This window comes from Erysipelothrix urinaevulpis, from assembly GCF_009828835.1.
Taxonomy (GTDB): Bacteria; Bacillota_I; Bacilli_A; order Erysipelotrichales; family Erysipelotrichaceae; genus Erysipelothrix; species Erysipelothrix urinaevulpis.
The window spans coordinates 101,233-119,860 of sequence record NZ_WTTB01000003.1 but is presented as its reverse complement, the minus strand read 5'-3'; the positions used below and the strand labels follow the sequence as shown (position 1 = coordinate 119,860).

General features: G+C 34.9%; 21 protein-coding genes and 3 tRNA genes. 21 read left to right on the top strand and 3 right to left on the bottom strand.

The window, feature by feature from the left end; all coding sequences use genetic code 11:
• The 20 genes from GVV10_RS04465 to GVV10_RS04370 all read left to right on the top strand — a co-directional run bounded on the left by GVV10_RS04465 (position 1) and on the right by GVV10_RS04370 (position 16,575).
• Positions 1-1,329: a phage portal protein gene (locus GVV10_RS04465; RefSeq protein WP_159520007.1), complete on the top strand. Its 1,329-nt coding sequence runs from the start codon at positions 1-3 to the stop codon at positions 1,327-1,329.
• The gene (locus tag GVV10_RS04460) at positions 1,307-2,824 is read left to right on the top strand and encodes a minor capsid protein (RefSeq protein WP_159520005.1); all 1,518 of its coding nucleotides are present in this window, start codon (positions 1,307-1,309) and stop codon (positions 2,822-2,824) included. Before GVV10_RS04465 ends, GVV10_RS04460 begins: the two co-directional genes overlap by 23 nt.
• Positions 2,825-2,826: 2 nt before the next feature.
• Positions 2,827-3,036 (top strand): hypothetical protein, encoded by a 210-nt coding sequence (locus GVV10_RS04455; RefSeq protein WP_159520003.1) that lies wholly within the window; start codon positions 2,827-2,829, stop codon positions 3,034-3,036.
• Positions 3,037-3,338: 302 nt separating this feature from the next.
• Positions 3,339-3,959 (top strand): DUF4355 domain-containing protein, encoded by a 621-nt coding sequence (locus GVV10_RS04450; protein WP_159520001.1) that lies wholly within the window; start codon positions 3,339-3,341, stop codon positions 3,957-3,959.
• Positions 3,960-3,974: 15 nt separating this feature from the next.
• Positions 3,975-5,090, top strand: coding sequence for a Rho termination factor N-terminal domain-containing protein (locus GVV10_RS04445; RefSeq protein ID WP_159519999.1), 1,116 nt, complete (start codon positions 3,975-3,977; stop codon positions 5,088-5,090).
• A 1-nt stretch (position 5,091) separates the two neighbouring features.
• A complete protein-coding gene (locus GVV10_RS04440) occupies positions 5,092-5,460 on the top strand; it encodes a hypothetical protein (RefSeq protein WP_159519997.1) in 369 nt (122 codons plus the stop codon).
• Entirely contained in the window at positions 5,453-5,770 is a 318-nt protein-coding gene (locus GVV10_RS04435; protein ID WP_159519995.1) for a hypothetical protein, read from the top strand. Before GVV10_RS04440 ends, GVV10_RS04435 begins: the two co-directional genes overlap by 8 nt.
• Positions 5,761-6,285: an HK97-gp10 family putative phage morphogenesis protein gene (locus GVV10_RS04430; protein WP_159519993.1), complete on the top strand. Its 525-nt coding sequence runs from the start codon at positions 5,761-5,763 to the stop codon at positions 6,283-6,285. Before GVV10_RS04435 ends, GVV10_RS04430 begins: the two co-directional genes overlap by 10 nt.
• Complete coding sequence (locus GVV10_RS04425) at positions 6,282-6,596, top strand: hypothetical protein (protein ID WP_159519991.1); 315 nt, start codon at positions 6,282-6,284, stop codon at positions 6,594-6,596. Before GVV10_RS04430 ends, GVV10_RS04425 begins: the two co-directional genes overlap by 4 nt.
• A gap of 2 nt (positions 6,597-6,598) precedes the next feature.
• Positions 6,599-7,084: a phage tail tube protein gene (locus tag GVV10_RS04420; RefSeq protein ID WP_159519989.1), complete on the top strand. Its 486-nt coding sequence runs from the start codon at positions 6,599-6,601 to the stop codon at positions 7,082-7,084.
• A 12-nt stretch (positions 7,085-7,096) separates the two neighbouring features.
• Positions 7,097-7,456, top strand: coding sequence for a hypothetical protein (locus GVV10_RS04415; protein WP_159519987.1), 360 nt, complete (start codon positions 7,097-7,099; stop codon positions 7,454-7,456).
• Positions 7,457-7,509: 53 nt separating this feature from the next.
• Positions 7,510-7,788: a hypothetical protein gene (locus tag GVV10_RS04410; protein ID WP_159519985.1), complete on the top strand. Its 279-nt coding sequence runs from the start codon at positions 7,510-7,512 to the stop codon at positions 7,786-7,788.
• Positions 7,788-10,373 (top strand): tape measure protein, encoded by a 2,586-nt coding sequence (locus GVV10_RS04405; protein ID WP_159519983.1) that lies wholly within the window; start codon positions 7,788-7,790, stop codon positions 10,371-10,373. The genes GVV10_RS04410 and GVV10_RS04405 overlap by 1 nt, the downstream gene beginning before the upstream one ends.
• 10 nt (positions 10,374-10,383) lie before the next feature.
• Complete coding sequence (locus tag GVV10_RS04400; protein WP_159519981.1) at positions 10,384-10,752, top strand: hypothetical protein; 369 nt, start codon at positions 10,384-10,386, stop codon at positions 10,750-10,752.
• Positions 10,753-12,996, top strand: a complete 2,244-nt coding sequence (locus GVV10_RS04395) for a hypothetical protein (protein ID WP_159519979.1) — start codon at positions 10,753-10,755, stop codon at positions 12,994-12,996.
• The gene (locus GVV10_RS04390) at positions 12,996-14,717 is read left to right on the top strand and encodes a DUF859 family phage minor structural protein (protein ID WP_159519977.1); all 1,722 of its coding nucleotides are present in this window, start codon (positions 12,996-12,998) and stop codon (positions 14,715-14,717) included. The genes GVV10_RS04395 and GVV10_RS04390 overlap by 1 nt, the downstream gene beginning before the upstream one ends.
• Positions 14,717-14,959, top strand: a complete 243-nt coding sequence (locus tag GVV10_RS04385; RefSeq protein ID WP_159519975.1) for a hypothetical protein — start codon at positions 14,717-14,719, stop codon at positions 14,957-14,959. Before GVV10_RS04390 ends, GVV10_RS04385 begins: the two co-directional genes overlap by 1 nt.
• Positions 14,952-15,311: a hypothetical protein gene (locus GVV10_RS04380; RefSeq protein ID WP_159519973.1), complete on the top strand. Its 360-nt coding sequence runs from the start codon at positions 14,952-14,954 to the stop codon at positions 15,309-15,311. Before GVV10_RS04385 ends, GVV10_RS04380 begins: the two co-directional genes overlap by 8 nt.
• Positions 15,308-16,285 (top strand): CHAP domain-containing protein, encoded by a 978-nt coding sequence (locus GVV10_RS04375; protein WP_159519971.1) that lies wholly within the window; start codon positions 15,308-15,310, stop codon positions 16,283-16,285. Before GVV10_RS04380 ends, GVV10_RS04375 begins: the two co-directional genes overlap by 4 nt.
• Positions 16,282-16,575, top strand: a complete 294-nt coding sequence (locus tag GVV10_RS04370; RefSeq protein ID WP_159519969.1) for a hypothetical protein — start codon at positions 16,282-16,284, stop codon at positions 16,573-16,575. The genes GVV10_RS04375 and GVV10_RS04370 overlap by 4 nt, the downstream gene beginning before the upstream one ends.
• A 319-nt stretch (positions 16,576-16,894) precedes the next feature.
• Here the strand turns inward: GVV10_RS04370 and GVV10_RS04365 are convergent.
• From GVV10_RS04365 to GVV10_RS04355, 3 genes are all read right to left on the bottom strand, one after another.
• A tRNA-Gly gene (locus GVV10_RS04365) sits at positions 16,895-16,968 on the bottom strand.
• 3 nt (positions 16,969-16,971) lie between these two features.
• A tRNA-Asp gene (locus GVV10_RS04360) sits at positions 16,972-17,047 on the bottom strand.
• 19 nt (positions 17,048-17,066) lie between these two features.
• Positions 17,067-17,157, bottom strand: a tRNA-Ser gene (locus GVV10_RS04355).
• A 338-nt stretch (positions 17,158-17,495) separates the two neighbouring features.
• On the opposite strand from GVV10_RS04355, the gene ytvI reads away from it, so the two are divergent.
• Complete coding sequence (gene ytvI / locus GVV10_RS04350) at positions 17,496-18,608, top strand: sporulation integral membrane protein YtvI (protein WP_159519967.1); 1,113 nt, start codon at positions 17,496-17,498, stop codon at positions 18,606-18,608.
• Positions 18,609-18,628 lie beyond the last annotated feature (20 nt).

The following is an 18,628-nucleotide window of genomic DNA, read 5'->3' as shown; positions in this document are numbered from 1 at the left end:
ATGGAACTAACCCAAGAAAGAATTGCTTTTATTCGTAAGAGTAAGAAAACGGAATTGGCGGACCTTGATAAAAAAGAAACATACTATCGAGGTAATCATAAGATTTTGGAACGAAAGAAGGATCCTGATTTATCCAATCATAAGATTGTTGTTAATCATTGCAAACGAATTGTTGATATAAATGCAGGAGCACTTTTTAACCAACCAGTGCAGTATCAAGTTGCGGAAGATTTAGATATAACTCCTATCCTTGATGAATTTAACAAGCAAACCATTGAACGACTTGACTTATCAAATGGTAAAAAAGTAGGAATATTTGGAAAGTCATATGAATATATTTACATTAAAGAAGTAAATAAAGAATTAAATGTTATATCTGTATTGTTAGATCCTAGAACTTCATATATTAAGTATGATAATTCTATCGAAGAAAATAAAGAATATGGAGTCTTCTGGTCCACCGATGAAGAAACCAAAGTTGAAGAGTGGACAATCGTTGATGATACTGAAATCAATATTTATATACTAAATGAAGACAAAGTACTAACACTTGATAAAGAGCGTTCGGGTCCACACTTGTTCGGACGTATACCTATGATTGAGTATGTAAATAACGAGGAACACCAAGGTGACTTTGAGCAGGCAATCTCTCTAAATGATGCATTAAACATGCTGCAGTCAGATCGAGTCAATGATAAAGAGCAGTTAGTTGCTGCAATATTAGCACTCTATGGCGCAACAGTGGATGATGAGGATATGGAAGCCTTACAAACGAATCGAGTTCTAATGCTTCCTGATGGTGCACGAGGTGAATATTTAATTAAGCCAATGGATGAGGCATCAATTGAAATATTGAAGAAGTCAATTGTAGAAGATATTTATACGGTAACAATGACACCTAACTTAAGTGATGAAAAGTTTGCGGGAAACTCTTCAGGAGTAGCGCTGCAATTAAAGTTAATTCCATTTATTCAAACAATAGATAATAAAAAAACGTTCATGTCAATCGGCATGGATGAACGCTTTGAGATATATGCAAATGTTTTACACAAGTTGAAGAAAATGGATACATTAGTTGACGCATCCCAAATGGATATTATTTTCAAACATAACTTGCCGCAAAACAAATTAGAAGTAGCTCAAATCATTGGATTGCTTTGGGGGAAAGTTGATAGAGCAACACTAATTAGTTGGCTACCAGATGTCAAGGATGCACAAGATATCCTTGATGCAATGGATGCTGATGAAGAGGAAGCTCGTAAGAAGTATGGCATCCCTAACTTCGGTGACCATGGCGTAGGCGAAGATGAAGACAGCGCAGAGTTATGATTATTGGCGTAAGCGCCAAGATGCACGCTTAGCGTATTCAGAGCGAGTATCTAATCAAACTATCTCTAATATCGGTGATGTATATGATGACTCACTGAAGCGTGTTGAAAGCAGAATTGAAAATATTTTAGATAATTATTCAAAATCAATCAAGATGCCAAAGGATCAATTGAAAGAATTGTTATCTCAACACGATAAAGAAGCTCTTTTAAGAGAGTTACAGGATGATTTAATAAAGAATGGTGCAAATACTAATGAGAATATGAAGTGGTTGCGTGGTAACTATCTTTCAAGGCTTAACAATCAAGAAAGTATTAAACTACAACTCGAGAATGAACGTCGAATCATTACCGAGAATGAAAAGGCGATATCCACATTAGGATATAAAAAGACAATCGGCGAAACATATAAGTCCTTGACTAATGATTTATCAGGGAAAACAAGAGAGTTAAATGAAAGTGCTAAAAATTCAATGTTAAATAAACGTTGGGTTGCCGATAAAAATTATTCTGAACGTGTTTGGAAAAACTCTGGAAGATTAACAAATGAAATAGATAAAGTTATTAACTCATCACTATTATCTGGAGTGCCAAAGAATGAAATTATTAATGATTTATCAGAAAGATACGAAGTTGCTAAATATAGAGCAGAAACATTAGTTCGAACAGAAATGAATTATTTCGAGAATCAATCGGAATTGAAATCATATGAAGATTTAGGAGTTACTCATTATACGTATCTAGCGGTACGGGATAATCGTACAAGTAGTATCTGCTCTGAACTAGATGGAACACGTCATGCAGTTAAAGATGCGAAACCCGGAGTTAATTATCCGCCAATGCATCCAAATTGTAGAGCAGGAACAATCCCTGACTTAGAATTCGAAGAGAATTACAGAGTATATCGTGATCCAATAACAAGAAATCGTGAAAAGACAACAAAATCTTATGATGATTGGATTGAATCGAAGAGGCAATCTCATGATAAGGGCCCGAAAGCTTATGATATCGAAGTTAAGAAGGTTAAAAACCTAACTTCTGATAAGAAAAAGTATAAGAAGTTTGAAAACGTATTAGGAAAAGGAAGAATGCCTAAAAAAGTTTCAAGTTTTCAAAGTATGATGTATAATGATAGTAAAGAATGGTCGCGCTTATCTGACAATTATTTTGTTAAAGAGCGAATTAAAAAAGGCAAATTTAGTTCGCTTATTAATGAAGATAAGCAAAAACCACACAATAAGGTGTCTGCTGGAAAAGGTAAGAGCTATTTGCTAGATGATGTCGATGCCCAATTGTTATTTGACGAATTTGCAGGCACTGGATCAGTGATAAGAAATTCAAAGGGAAGAACACATCAAGAAATTACCGATACTGGAAGAATAATCGGATATGACTTTAGAGCAGATGATTTCACAACATGGATTAAGATTCATCATTCAAAGAAAAGGACGCATATAGTTCCGTTTAAACCAAGGATAAAAAAGAAAGGAAAGTAGCTATGATAAAAATTAATTTAGAAGATTATGCAAAACATGAAGTTAAAATAGAGACTTTCGAAGGACTCGAAATCAAAGGTTTCATTTCTGACATTGATGATGCAGATAGTAATGAAGATGGAATCGAGAGCATAACACTCGAAGATACAGGGCTTGCATATTTCTATAGTATCAGCAAAAACGAAATTAAAGACATTACGATAATTGATTAAGACGGACATAACAATCCGTCTTTTATTATATGCAAAATGAAAAGAGACGAAACCCTGTCCTAATGGACAAGGCTCGCCTCTTTGAACTTAATTATACAAAATACAAATAAAAAGTAAAGGAATAGGGAGTGATAAAAAAGTAATTTAGAGTAATTTAGAGTAGTTTAGAGTAGTTTAGAGTAATTACTAATTAAGGCAGATAAATCTGTCTTTTTTTGTGTCCTAAACATGACATTAAAAGGTTTATCTTTCAAGTAAATAAAGGACTTACGGTAGAACACGTAAGGAGATAGGAGGACACGATGAAAGAATTATTTAAATTTCCACTAGATTTACAATTTTTTGCTGAAGGAGCAAATTCAGGTGCAGAAGAGGGCGATGTAAATACGAACTCTGATGAAACTGATAAGCCACAGACATTTACACAAGCTGATGTAGATAGAGCGGTAACGAAAGCCGTTCAAACGGCAACAGCCAATGCAAATAACAAAGCACAAGCGTCAATTAGTCAAGCAGTACAAGAAGCTTTGGAAGAAGAGCGAAGAGTTGCAGCACTTACAGAAGAACAACGTCAAGAAGAAGCAAGAAAAGCAGCGCAAAAAGCGTTTGAGAAAAAGGAACAAGAATTAAATAAAAAAATTCTTAGAGTTGATGTTGGTAATTTGTTAGTGACTGAAGGATTAGAAAAAGAATTTCTTGATTTTGTTATAGGTGATGATTTAGAGACATCTCAGACAAACATTAACACATTAAAAGGGTTAATAGATGCACGAGTACAAGAAGGCATTAAACAAGTTATTACTAAGCCTGGTGTACCATCAAAACCGAAAAACACAAGAATGACTAAAGAAGAAATATTGGCAATTAAGAACACTGTCGAAAGACAGAAAGCTATCGCAGACAATATAGAATTATTTAAATAAAAGAAGGAGACTATTATGAACAAATTTTATTCAAAGTTTTTAAAAGTAAATTATGCACCGGACACAGGATCAAGTGGTGCTCAAGCGAACACAACAATCTCAACAGATTTTGCAAAACCACAATCAATTGATTTTGTAAATCAATTCAATGGCAGCTTAACAAAATTAATTGAGGTACTTGGTGTTACAAGAATTCAACCAATGGCAGTAGGAAGCATCATCAAGTTTTATAAGTCAACAGAAGATGTAAAGCATGACCTTGTTGGTGAAGGCGAAGTAATTCCACTATCAAAAATCACTACTGAACCTGCAGGTACTAAAGAATTAGAGTTTCATAAGTATCGTAAACTAGTAAGTGGTGAGTCAATTCAACGAAACGGATTTGATCAAGCGGTATCTGAGCAAGACTCAAAGTTAGTTAAAAATATTCAACGTAGAATTAGAAGTGATTGGTTTGATAACTTAAAATCAGGAACAGGTGTAAAACAAGCAAACAATCCAGGACTTCAAGGTGCTTTAGCGGCAGCTTGGGGAGCAGTACAAACTGCATTTGAAGATGATGGAGTACAAACGTTAGTTTTTGTTAATCCTATTGACGTTGAAAATTATATTGGAAAAGCGAGTGTAACTACACAAACAGCATTCGGTATGACTTTCATTTCAGGATTTACTAACGTAATGGTAATTACAAATACAAATGTTGACGCAGGGTTTATTTATGCCACTGCACCTGATAATTTAGTACTTGCTTATGCAGTAGTTACAGGTGAATTGAACAAAGCCTTTTCATTTACAACTGATGAACTAGGGATGATTGGAATGACACACTATCCAACAAACGATCGTTTCTCATATGAAACTATGGCAGTAGATGCTTTAGAACTCTTTGCAGAACGCTTGGATGGAGTCTTCAAAATTAAAATCGAAGATGAACTAATGAGTGGTGCAGAAGCAAGAACATTCAATGCTGCGTCTTCTAACTATGATGACAAACCTTTAGAAGAAATGACTGTTCCAGAGTTAAAACAATTAGCAGGTTTACTAGGTATTGAGTATGGGTCAAAAGTTAAAAAAGAAGAATTGCTTGATCTAATTAAACCAGGTAACAACGAAAAGACATCAGGAGAATAATATGGATAAATTAGTCCAAGAAATAAAAGACTATGTCGAAGTCTTGGACTCTGACTTAAGTCTTAAAGACAAGCAAATTGAAATGATTCTAAACAGAGTGAAGGTATATCTTAATCGAAAAGATGTACCTTTCATTTTGGCATCAACAATCGCAGAAATGATTGAAGAACAATCGGACATGGTTAAGAAGAATAAAGAAGATACGATATCTTCAATATCGGATAACGGCCAATCAATTTCATTTAGCAATAAAGTATTCCAATCAATGATTTCTCAAACTGATGTTGAACTCTTTGCATCACATACAGCAATCCTAAATCGTTTTAGAAAGGTTGGTGTTATCGGTGTTAATCCCTTCAAAAATGAATAGTTTAATGGCTAAATATTTTTACGATAAGACCGTAGAATTCTACACATATAAAGAAATACCATCTAGCGAAGGTGGAAGACCTAAAAAGTCACAGAGAGTGACTAAAGGAAGTATTCAATGTAATATCCAACCTACCGCTAATAGGATTTTAAAAGAGAAGTATGGACTTGATTTAGACGCTAGTTACTTAATCACGTGTGATCCACAAGAAGAAGTAGCAAAGCAGTGGAATTTTGAATGGAATGGTGTAGAGATGGAAGTTGTTGAAACTCTTAAATATGATTCGCACCTATTGATATTATGTCAGTAATCAAAGGCTTGGATAAATTGACAAAGAAGCTAGCTAAGACGCATAAGATTGCTCATGATGCAACTAAAAAGGGTGTACGGGATAAAACCTTATCTACTCAAAGAGATGCGAAATTACATGCTCCAACAATGCATGGAGATCTCATGCGTTCGATTAAAGCGGAAGTAAGGGATGATGACAATATTATTACTGGTAAAGTATATACGAAAAATCCTCACGCTGTTTATGTTGAATTTGGAACAGGACCAGTTGGCGAAGCGTCAGAAAAGGTTATTCCAAAAGGTATGGCCATTCAGTATAAAGATAAAGGGTGGTTAGTACCTGTAGATTTTTTTCCAAACTATCAACAGTACGGAATGATAGCAATTGAGATTAATGGTGAACTTTTTGTTCCTACACGAGGGCAAAAAGCACAACAATTCATGACACCTGCATCATTAAAAAATAAAGTAAATGTTGGCAAAGATATTGGAGCAACTGTATCTAAACAATTAAGGAAGGACTTGAAAAAATGAGAAAAGAAGTATATGAACTTTTGTCTCAAATCACAAACAATGTATTTCAAGAATATCCTAATAAAGATAAGGATTTCCCTTGCTTAGTATTTACTCTAAATAATACTGCAGGTTATTCTATGAGCGATATTGAATATTACAAGCAGTTTCTGAGAGTCGAAATATTTGCTGAAACAGCTGAACAACGGAGTGAACTAGAAGTCCAAGTTATCGAAAAATTGTTCAAAGATGATTGGATCAATAAAAATAATCGTGATATACCGCATGAACTGTATTATAGACAGGATTTAACATTCGAAAGGAAGGATTAAATATGTCAAAAGAAACTAAAGTAATGAACGAACAAATAGAAAGTGAAGAGGAAGAAAATATGCCTGAAAAGAAAAAAAGAACAATTGGCACAAAATTAACAATGTTAAAAAAAGGTGCTGACACAACTGATCTAAAAATCGGTCATTTGACAAACATTGGTGAAATAGGTTTAGAGTCAGAAGAAATTGATATAACAACTCATGACAGTGTTGATGATTTCAAAGAATATATCGCAGGTTCAAAAGATGCTGGGGAAGTATCGATTGAAGGATATTTATTTAATGAAAGTAATTTTGAAAAATTATTAGAACTAGCAAATTCAAGAGAAGTTCGAAGTTGGAAAGTTCAATACCCAAGTGGTGCGACATGGATGTTTGACGCATTTGTAAAGTCTTTAAAAGATGGTGCAAAGGATATTGAAGGTGTTGCAAGTTTTACTATGAATTTAAGAATTTCAGGTGCACCAAAATTTGAGAAGTCAATTTAATAGGAGGAAATTATGAGTAAGATTACATTTAAGTTTACCGCGTCAGTTGTTGATGCGATTGAGAAACGCTCTGGGGAATCAATTGGTAATGCAGTGTCGAATAATACAGTTGGAAATATTACTAACTTTATTGAGTTGGCGCATTTCGATGGAGATAAAGTTGGAGTGTCTCGAAGTATGGCCATGAAAAAAATTGATGAATATCTTGAAGAAAAATCTAATGACCTTGATGATTTGGTTCTAGATATAACAGAACAGTTGGTTGAAGATGGTTTTTTATCTCGAGGTCTCTCAGTAGAGAAGATGAGAGAGTTGAAGAAATCGAAGATTCAGCAAGTAGCAGAAGTGATGGAGAACGAGCTGAACAATTAAAAGATTTTAGATTTGGTACACATTGGCGAGAAAATGAAGTAAATGCAATTTCTATGGGATTGAATTTAGATTATTATTGGTCACTGAATCCAAAACAATTTCAAAAACATTATGATGCTTATAACTCACAAGTTAGAGAACGAGTTGAGTATGATGATTTTATAAATCATATGCTAGGAAGATATGTAATGATTGCTGTTCATGATCCTGAGAACTATCCAGAAGAACCTTTTACTTCACTGAAAACAAAAGTTGAAGAAAAGATGACTGATGAGCGCATGGAAAAAATCGCTAGAAGAAATACATTATTGATGGGAGGTGAGATTGTTTAATGACAATTGAAGAATTACAAATATTGATCACAGCTAATACTAATGATTTAAGAAAAGAAATTGCTAGAACTAATAATACGCTTGGAAGTTTAGAACGAACGTCTAACAAAACCAGTAAAGGTGTTATTGGCGGATTCAAGTTTATGAAAACAGCAATACTAGCATTAGGAATAGGAAAATTAATTCAGACTATTACGAATGGAATGGACGGAGCAATTGCTCGAGTTGATACTATGAATAACTTTCCAAGAACAATGAGTAATCTTGGAATTGGAGCAGAGCAATCTCAAATGTCTATTGACCGTTTAAGTGAGAAACTTAAAGGTCTCCCAACAACGTTGAATGATGCTGCTTTATCAGTTCAAAGATTTACGTCATCGAATGGTAACATTAAAGCATCGACTGAAATGTTCCTAGCAATGAATAACGCTGTCTTAGCAGGTAACGCACCAATGGAAATGCAGCGTTCAGCTGTTGAACAGTTAAGCCAAGCTTACTCTAAGGGTAAACCAGACATGATGGAATGGCGTGCAGCTATGTCTGCTATGCCTGCCCAACTTAAACAAGTAGCTCTCTCGATGGGATATGCAAGTGCCGATGCACTCGGTGAAAGTTTAAGAAATGGTACTTTAACAATGAACGAGTTCATGTTAGAAATGATTAAACTAAACCGTGAAGGAGTTGCAGGATTTCAAAGTTTTGAAGAACAAGCTAGAAATGCTACTGGTGGTATTTCTACATCAATAGCAAACGTTAAAACAGCAGTTACAAGAGGAATTGCAGATATACTAAATACAATCGGGCAAGCTAACATAGCTGCCTTTTTTAATGGAATAACCAATGCAATCAATGCTACTATTCCTTATTTAATTGCATTTATAAAAGTTGTTCAAATGGCGGTTGGATGGGTTTCTGCATTATTTGGACGTACTGCTAAGCAAACTCAAACAGTTGGAAGTAATGTTCAAAGCGCATCTAAATCTATGGGTGGCTTAAGCTCTAGTGCTGGGAATGCTTCTAAAGGAATTGATAAGGCAACAAAATCAACAAAGAAACTAAAAAAAGAAATGAATTCATTGGCAGACTTTGATGGTGACTTACATGTAATGAAACAAGAAAGTGATTCTCCTGGAGGATCAGGTGGAGGTTCTGCAGGTGGTGCAAGTGCAAGTCCTGTGGACTTATCAGGTCTTGACTTTGATTGGGGAGACCAAATTAAAGGAGCTGATAAAGTAAATCAAAAAGTTCAAGAATTGTTAGGTCATGTGAAGAAACTAGGTGCTTTTTTTGATGAATATAAAGTTCCAATCTTATCTACACTTGCTGCAGTTCTTGCCGGGTTAGGAGCTCTTGGTGTTATTTCTCTTTTACCGAAAGCTAAAGCTTTATTTGATACTGTCGGTCTAGGTCTGGGAGTATTTAAACTATGGACTTCTGAGATGGGCATAGTAAAAGGGACCCTTGATCTATTAGCGACCGCAGTTGGTACAACCTCACTTGTGATTGGGGCAATCGTGCTTGTTGTTGCAGCAGTTGCGGCAGCACTTACTCAGTTGTGGTTAACTAACGAAGGATTTAGAGAAAGTGTAATCGGTGCTTGGAACGGTATCAAGGACACATTGTCGATAATATACAACACAGTAATTGCTCCTATACTTCAAATCTTTAAAGATGCATTAGTTCTCATTTGGACTGATGGAGTCAAGCCTTTATGGGACGGATGGGTAGAATTTATTAGATCCATTACAGTAGCTCTTATTGATATTTGGGACAATGTGCTAAAACCGTATGTAGATTGGTTTGTTGTAACGTTCGGTCCAATACTTACTAATATTCTAAAAGTAGTTATGTCAGTGTTTTCCGGAGTAATGGCAGCAATTGGTCAGTTTGTAGGTTTCGCATTTAAGAATATCGGCGCATATGTTGAAGGTATCGTAGGAGTATTTACAGGATTAATTACGTTTATTCGTGGTGTGTTCTCGGGTGATTGGAAAATGGCTTGGAATGGTGTTGTAAAAATATTTGATTCCATAACTGGAACAATCAAAAAAGTATGGAGTAACATGTGGAATTTTGTCATGGGCTTATTCAATACGGGAGGAAAAGTCTTTGATGGTATTAAGGATGGTATCGTCGGAGCATTCACTGCTGTAGTAAATGCTTTAATTAAAGGTATTAATAAAGTAGTTGGCATTCCCTTCAATGCAGTAAATGGAATTTTAAACTGGATTAGAGATTTCTCAATTCTTGGTGCAAAGCCATTTAGTGGAATGTGGGGAGCTAATCCAATAGGTGTACTTCAAATACCTAACGTACCAGCTTACGAAGAAGGAACTAATTATGTACCGGAAACAGGACTTGCCCTACTCCATAAAGGTGAAGAAGTTAGACCTGCCAAGCAAGGAAAAAGATATGAAGAAAAAGCAATGCAAGAATTGGAAACAATTCAAATTTTGTTGGAAATGAATATGTATTTAAAGCGAATTTCAGAAAAAGATACCAATGTTTATATGGATACTGAAAAAATGAATAAGAAACTAAAGAGTGCAGAATTAAAACAATTGAAAGCACTGGGGATAGGATAGGAGGTGTATCATGGCTACAAAAGAACAGTTGAAAATAAAGGTAGGTGGGTACACTTTCCCGTCTCCTTTAAGTGGCACTTATTCAGTGACTAAAATTAAATATAATGCTTTTGCTGAACGAACTGCAAAGTCGATGCGTATTGATCAATTAGGAGATGTGTGGAAGGTTGAATTTACATTGCCGTCTTTGCCTGAAACTGAATACAAAAAAATAGCGGATGCATTAGATCCATTTGTAATAGAGATGGAATTCTTTAATACATGGATGAACAAAAGAATGAAAACAAAGTTTTATCATTCAGATTTAGAATTAATAAGGATTAGCCAAAAACTACATAAACCAATAAAAATTACATTTACAGGAACTGAGGTGATTTGAATGTGGCCAACAAATCAAGTATATAAAGATTTTGCTACCGCACAAACTAGAACACCAGTTCCGATTGTACTTGTAAATAGTATTGAAATTGACATTATCAGTATAGAATTCAAGGAGCCAAGAGAAACTTTTGTAGGTGGATTCAGTTCTAAATATATTGTCCTTGAAGTTGATAGGGATGCATATGTTGGGACTTACTATGGCGCTGAAATTGAACCCTATATTCAATTTAAAGGTGATTTAACAAAGGTTCCTATTGGAAAGTTTTATGTTGATAAAGAAGATGTGGAATTTGATGAAGTTCAAAAGAAATATACGATTACAGCTTACGATAGTGCCATCAAGTTTGATAAACAATATGAACCGATGAAGTGGCCTATGAAAGGTAAAGAATTCATAAGTGAAATTTGTCAATCGGTGGGAGTCGAGTTTCATTCTGCAAGTATACCTAATATTCCTTTTTACGAAAAAAGCTTAAGAGGAATTAACGTTAATGAAAAAGAGTTGATTTCCTATAGACAGGTCATCAATGAGTTTGCACGGTTGAATTTTTGTTCAGTCCATATAAACAGACTTGGGCAACTTGAATTTAAGAATGTTTTCATGAATCAAATCTCTGAGACTATTACTGGATACGACTACAAAGATTTGAAGCTAGATAAAGAAGTTAAACCTTTTAACTCATTAGTGTATGAACAAAAGGATATTAATGATCCAGTTTTTATCAAAAATCAAGAAAGCATTTATGAATTTGGTTTAACTGAACTTAAGATGACAGACAATATTTTTGTTGATGTCATGGACAGGAACCAACAGCAAGTATACGTCAATGAAATGTTTCAATTTGTATCAGGATTTACATACCATAAGTTTGAAAGTAATCAGATTATGAGACCTGATTACGATGGATGTGACTTGATTGAATATGAAGACATGGATGGTAATCGATTTAAAACTATTTTAACAAACATATCTTGGAGTTGGGTAAACGGTGGATTACAAGGTTCGATGGACTGTCCACAACTACCCGAAACAATTACAAAATATGAGCTTGCAGGAGAACGTCAGGACTTATTAAACATGGGTATTGATGTTGATAGGGCCAATAAAAAAATAACGTCATTGATTCAAGATGTAGGCGACAGAGCAGATAAAGAAACATCTCTCACTCAGGATGTAGATTCAATCAATATAAAAGTTAATTCTCTTGATGTTGGTTCTAATCTAATTCCGAACCTTAATGCTTTGTTACCAATGGTGGATGAAAGCCATACTGGTTGGAAGTTCGATGATAAGCCCATATTCGAAGTTGAAGAAGATTTAAGGAGTCTATCGAAACATAAGAAGGTGTTTAATCATAAAGGAACTGCAGAAACATCGAAAGCATTCATTGTTCCTGACTCTGTCTATTCATACAGAATGAAAAGATTAGCGCTACAGTTAGAAATTTCAACAAGCGAAAAGGTGGTAACCGAAAAAAATCAGGGCACATTAAAGGTATATGTTAAAGAGTTTAACAGTGAGGAAGTACTAATTAAAAGTACTCCTTTTTATTTGGAAGGAAAGAATATAATTGAAACTATTACTTTCCAACCAATAGCTGAAACATCTTATGTCAGTTTATTATTTGAAAATAACAATGATTTTCCATTCGCCATCACAGAAGAAATGTTCACTAGAGGTAACCCTGCAAAGTGGGAAGAAGATAGTGAAGATTTAAAATTATGGTCGCAAGCTCAATTCAATATTCAAAATGACAGAATCACCAACACTGTAGAGCAAGTCAATATTTTCAATGATGACCTTACTGAAAGAATTCAGGGAGCAGAAGATCAACTGAGTGAACAAGAGGGACAAATTCAAGACGTATCTAAAGAAGCTGCAGCTGAAGTTACAAAAGTTAGGACAGAGTTACTGTCCTCATTAGAACAAACAGCTGAACAACAAGAGCTAGTGTTCAGGAGAATTGAATCAGTGCAAGACGGTCAGGAAGAACGATTGAACGAGATGGCCACATTTTATAGATATGACATTGATGGTGCGATTGTTGGTCGAGAAGGTGACCCAATGCAATTCTATTTTTCGAATGATGAAGCAAGTTTCAGAAATAACGGTGAGCGAATCTCGTACTGGCGTGGTAAAAAGTTTTATGTTGAAGAGTTAGAAGTATTGGCCAGTATTATAATTGGTCAACATTTAATTGAGTCAGAAGGAAATAATACAAAAGTAAGGAGTGTTAATTAATGGCGACATTTAGAAAAACATTAAGGAATAGTGCCTACAGATTAGTTCTTGAAATGAATCAAGGAACTCCAAATGTAGCGAATAACACTTCTCCAGTTTCATATAGTGCTTATGTTGAAAAAACTTCTGGGTCAGGTTACGTTTCATCCTACTCACATCCTTACAATATCAAGATAAATGGTAAGACTGTAAAAAGTGGAAGTTTCAGTGGATATAACTTCAAAAACTATTCGAGGTTAAGTCTTGGTACAGGTACTGTACCGGTCGCCCACAATTCGAATGGAACTAAAACTGTAAGTGGCTCGGCTTATTTTGAAGCTAATCAAAGTGGAGCAATTGGTTCAGCAACAGTAAGTGGAAACTTAGCTTTATCTAGAATAGCAAGAGAAAGTACACTTACGGCACCAAATTCATTTGTACTTGGAAATTCTTTTGATATTAAATTAGATAGACAGGACAGTTCATTTTTCCATTATGTTGATATAAAACTTGGCTCAACAATGCTATGGTCACAAAGAGTGGAGACAAGTGCGACAGTTCTAATTGATAGAAATCAGATGCTTGATTTAGTTCCGAACTCCAACAGTGCTTCTTTAAGTTTAGTTTACAGTACTCGAACAGAAGATAGTTCAGTCATAGGTGTATCAACAAAGACGATTACATGTAACTTAAATGCTCCAAATCCAAGTATTTCAGGAATAACGAATACAGAAGCGGTTGATTCAGTTGCTAGTTTGGGAGTTGGCTATGTTCAAACCAAATCGATGATAAGAGTTGCACTAGTCGGAGTCGAACCTGGACGAGGTGCAAGAATTGTTACAACGCGAATTACGGTTGATAGCCAAGTTTTAAATGCAACTTCAGGAGTAACTCAACCTATTCAAAAAAGTGGCAATATTACAATCGTAGGAACTGTAACTGACTCTAGGGGTAAAACGTTTAAAAGAGAAATGGTTATAAACGTAGTTCCTTATTCAAACCCTAAGATAACTAGCATCAAGGCATTTCGATCTAAGGCAAACGGGGACAGGGACGATTATGGAACTTATGTAAAATTCGAAGTTGGTCATAATATTACTTCTCTCAGTTCCAAAAATATCAAACGAATTAAAATAAAAATAGGTTCAAACGATACTTGGGTAGCTTTACCTAATTATGTAGGGACATATATTAAAATATTCTCTGGATTTGATGTTAACAATAGTTTTCCTTTTACAATAACTGTTGATGATTATTTTGGAAATACTGTTACTTCTTCCATCATCCCAAACGGTGCAGTCACTATGATGTGGGGAAAAGACAATATGTCTATTGGAACAACAGAATTGAAAGAGCCGGGATCCTTGAATGTTAAAGGGCAAGGCTATCAACAGGGCGGAAAGAAAATATTAGATGAAAACTCTCTTCCTGAAACTGTTTATATTAATGGAGTTAAAATTAAAAAATACATTGATGGAACGATGGAACAATACGGAAACATCAAAGGTAATTGGACAATCGATATACCTATGGGAAATGGTTTTAGACAACTTGGAAACTTTGAATTCCCAATTAAATTTATTGATGCACCCGAATCGGTGACAGTAGTTGGGACAAACTATGTAATGATGTCGGTTGCTGAGCAAATAACAAAAGATTCGTGTCCCATTAGGTTTATGAGTTTGGATAGAAATCGTGTAATCGATAATTTTTATTTTGAAGCGAAAGGGAGGTGGAAATAATGTTAGATTTAATTGATAAAGAAATTGAACGTTTAGAAATAGAAAAAGAACCTTTTAGTTATCGAGCAGAAGAATTAGCTATCAAAAAATTAGAAGAGGAAATGCAGCCATTGATCGAACGTCAACTGAAGAAACGTCCGCTATACGAAGAATATACAAATAAAATAACAGAATTAAAGAACACAAAGAAAACATTAGAAACACTAGTTAATAAGGAAAGAAGAGTGAATGTATATGAATGAATTATTTAAATTGCCTATATTTTGGTTAGTTTTGTCAGTTCCAATTTTTATGTTGGCCAATATGATAGCAGGTTCATTACTTGCGGAAAGTAAGAATCAGTTTAAGTGGGAAGTAGTATGGGTCTCATTGCAAAAATATGCAGGATTGCTTATTGTGGCGGTCCTTTTGTATATAGGTGCATTTTTATCAGAACAATCAATATACGAGTTGTTAAATAAGCAATTATACTTGAAAGAATTGGTAATGTTGGGGATTGCTACCTTGGCCGCAAACTATGCAATACAAGCATCTATAAAATTTAAAGATTTAACGGGAGTTAAACTAAGTGAGAGAAAGGAAGATGAAGAATGATTACCAAACTTATTCGAAAAAGTGGAAGTGATTTAAAACATAATAAAAACTATAATCAATGGAATGGAGAATTTAATCCATTCTTCCCTGAATTTGCACCAAAATCAGTAGGTGGAACAATGAGTGGAGTTCCTTTTAAAGACTCAAAGGGAAACTGTACTTGGTATGTGAGTGGAAGATTAAGCGAGGTTTTCGGAAAAATGCCTGCAAGACCTCAATATCGACCAGACGCGAAATATTGGGGTACAAATGGTGAACCATTATCAAAAGGACCAGAAGTTGGTGGAGTTGTTGTATTCGGTGATAATAGTTATGGCCATGTTGCATTTATTGAGAAAATTGTAGGGAGTGATGTTTATGTATCGGAATCTTCTTACTCAACGCGTGGAAATGATTTTCTATTTAGGTATGGTAGAACCATTGACCAAATAAAAAAAGAATGGAACATGACAGTATTGCGATACTTAGCTCCATTCGAAAAAGTTAAACTTGTTGATGATTTGGACAAAGAGATTCCTGAAGATGGCGAAATAACTGTTACTGTAAAAGAAGGTTTAAGAGTTAGAAAACATCCTTCTTTATCTGCAGAACAAATTGGATTGTTACAAAAGGGAGCAAAAAGAGTTTACACTCATTATGTCGATGAAGAAGGCATAAGGTGGGTTAAATTAAAAGAAGGAGGCTATTCGGCCCGTAGAACATTAGACAATAAACAAACCTATGCTGATGCCCGTTTCATTAATAAGCCTGCAGCTAAGCCTAAAACTGATGTAGGTAAGTCATGGAAGAATAACAGAAACCCTTTACCTTTGTACCCATATTCGACTGGATCCACGAATTATGGTCCTTCAAAGAATATTCGAACATATAAAATCTTAAAAGAAGAATATGGACGCATTCAGATTAAGCATGAATACTTCGATTCGCCAGGTAATCTAGTTTGGGTTAATAAGGATGATGGGAAGCTGCAGTGATGGATGACTTTATTAAAAATATCATGACTCTTGTAGGCGTTATAGGTGTTGTTACTGGGATATTGGTAAAACAGCTTAAAGCAACTAATGAAACTAACAATCAATTGGAACGTCTTAACACGAATATGGAACATCAATTCACTTTATTTAAGAAAGATGTAAATAATAATTCATCGATATTAAACGATAACTTCGCGATTGTAAATGGTGAATTAGTGGAATTGAAAAAGGTTGTCTTTGACAAAGACAAGGGTAGTCCTTTACCATTACGAGAAGTTGAGAAAATATAAGAAAACGGAGCTGTCAAAAGCTCCGTCTTTTTTTATGCTTATTATGATAAAATGTAAATAGGGAAGAGGTTACCCCTACTTCCCTAATCCTTGAGAGCTTTTTCAATTAGTTTTAATACTCTGATCAGTATGGCTAATTCAAGAAGCTCTTTTTAGCGCTCCGTGTTTTTTGTAGGGAAATTTTCTGATGGAAATTAGTTATTGATTTTTCTTAAATTTTAATTTTGTGGTACTTTTGTGGTACTTTTGATATATTTCAGTTCTTCAAAACATAAAAAAAGCCACTTAACAGTGGACTTTAGATAATTTAGTCTTCTCCTGGAGCGGGTGAGGGGAATTGAACCCCCGCCTCAACCTTGGCAAGGTCGCGTTCTACCATTGAACTACACCCGCAAATGGCGGTCCAGACGGGAATCGAACCCGCGATCTCCTGCGTGACAGGCAGGCATGTTAACCGCTACACCACTGGACCGTGTGTAAATATTTAAGAATGGCGGAGATGGGGAGATTTGAACTCCCGCGCCGGTTACCCGACCTATACCCTTAGCAGGGGCACCTCTTCAGCCTCTTGAGTACATCTCCAAGTTTTGAACTCTTTCCTGAGTGCTTATACATATTAGCACATGGTTATGAGATAATCAACACTTATTTTGAAATTATTTAGATAATTTTTTTGAGATGTATTCGTGTGTGAATACGATGCTAATTGCTAGCCATTTCTTCTTTAGCAACTGTTAGTATTATAATCATTTTAGATAGGTAAAGTCAACTGTTATTTGCAATAATCTTCAAAAAAGGCCAAAAAGACTGTAAAACCATCATCTTTAGTGGGTAAATGATGAAAAAATCGTTAAAGATAGATAGTTAATACAATATGAATCCGCACTCATGGTATAATTTATTTAAGTGCGAGGTGGCATATGGAAAGATTAGATAAAAGAAAAGATTTTATTATTAATGTAATGTATTGGGCGATTGTGCTTTCAATCGTGTTTGTTGTTTTGAGATTTACAACTCAGTACTTAATGCCTTTTGTAATTGGATTTTTCATTTCTTTTTTACTTAGACCTTTTATTCTGCGATTAACCAAACGATTAGGAGAACGGAAATGGGTATCGCTTTTGGTGATCGTTCTATTTTATACACTTCTTGCGTTTTTAATGTTCTGGGTGTTTATTGGTCTTTTTTCTGCGATTCAAAATTTTGCTATGACACTACCTTCTTTCTATCAAGGAACGATTTATCCTGCTTTAGAAGAAGTTAATAAGTATCTTGGTAATTTTATGGAAAATTTAAGTCCTGATGTTTTAAAAATAATTAATGAAATGACGGTAAGTTTGATATCGAGTCTAGAATCAATTGTTAAAAGTATTTCAAGTGGAGCTGTTAATCTTCTTACTCGAGTTGTCTCATCGGTTCCTAGTATTTTAATATCCATTCTTATTTCGATTATTTCATCTTTCTTCTTTACAATGGATTATCAGAATGTTGTTCAGACAAGTCTAGGGCGTATTCCGAAGAAACAAAGAGATTTAATCCTTGATATTAAAGATGGTTTAGTGTCGGTGATTGGGAAGTATTTAAAAGCTTATGCATTGTTAATGTCTTTGACCTTTATTGAATTGTCAATTGGCTTCCTTATATTACGGGTTGCAAATCCGATTGGTTTAGCAGCTGTTATTGCGGCTGTTGATATTCTTCCGGTACTCGGAACAGGTGGGGTTGTGATCCCATGGATGATTATTGAAGCGTTGACAGGAAATGTCAGTCTTGCGATTGGTTTGTTGGTTCTTTACTTAGTCATCACAGTTATCCGTAATATTCTTGAGCCGAAAGTTATTGGTGATCAAATTGGTCTTCATCCATTAATTACATTGATGAGTATCTTTGTTGGCGTTAAGTTATTTGGTTTTTGGGGGTTGTTTGGTTTGCCAATCGCGATTACGATTATTAAAACCTTGCATGATGAAGGAAAGATTGATATTTTCAAACGCAATGACAATGAAGTGGTTGTTGAAGAAATCACTGAGTAAAAACAAAAGGAGATTATATT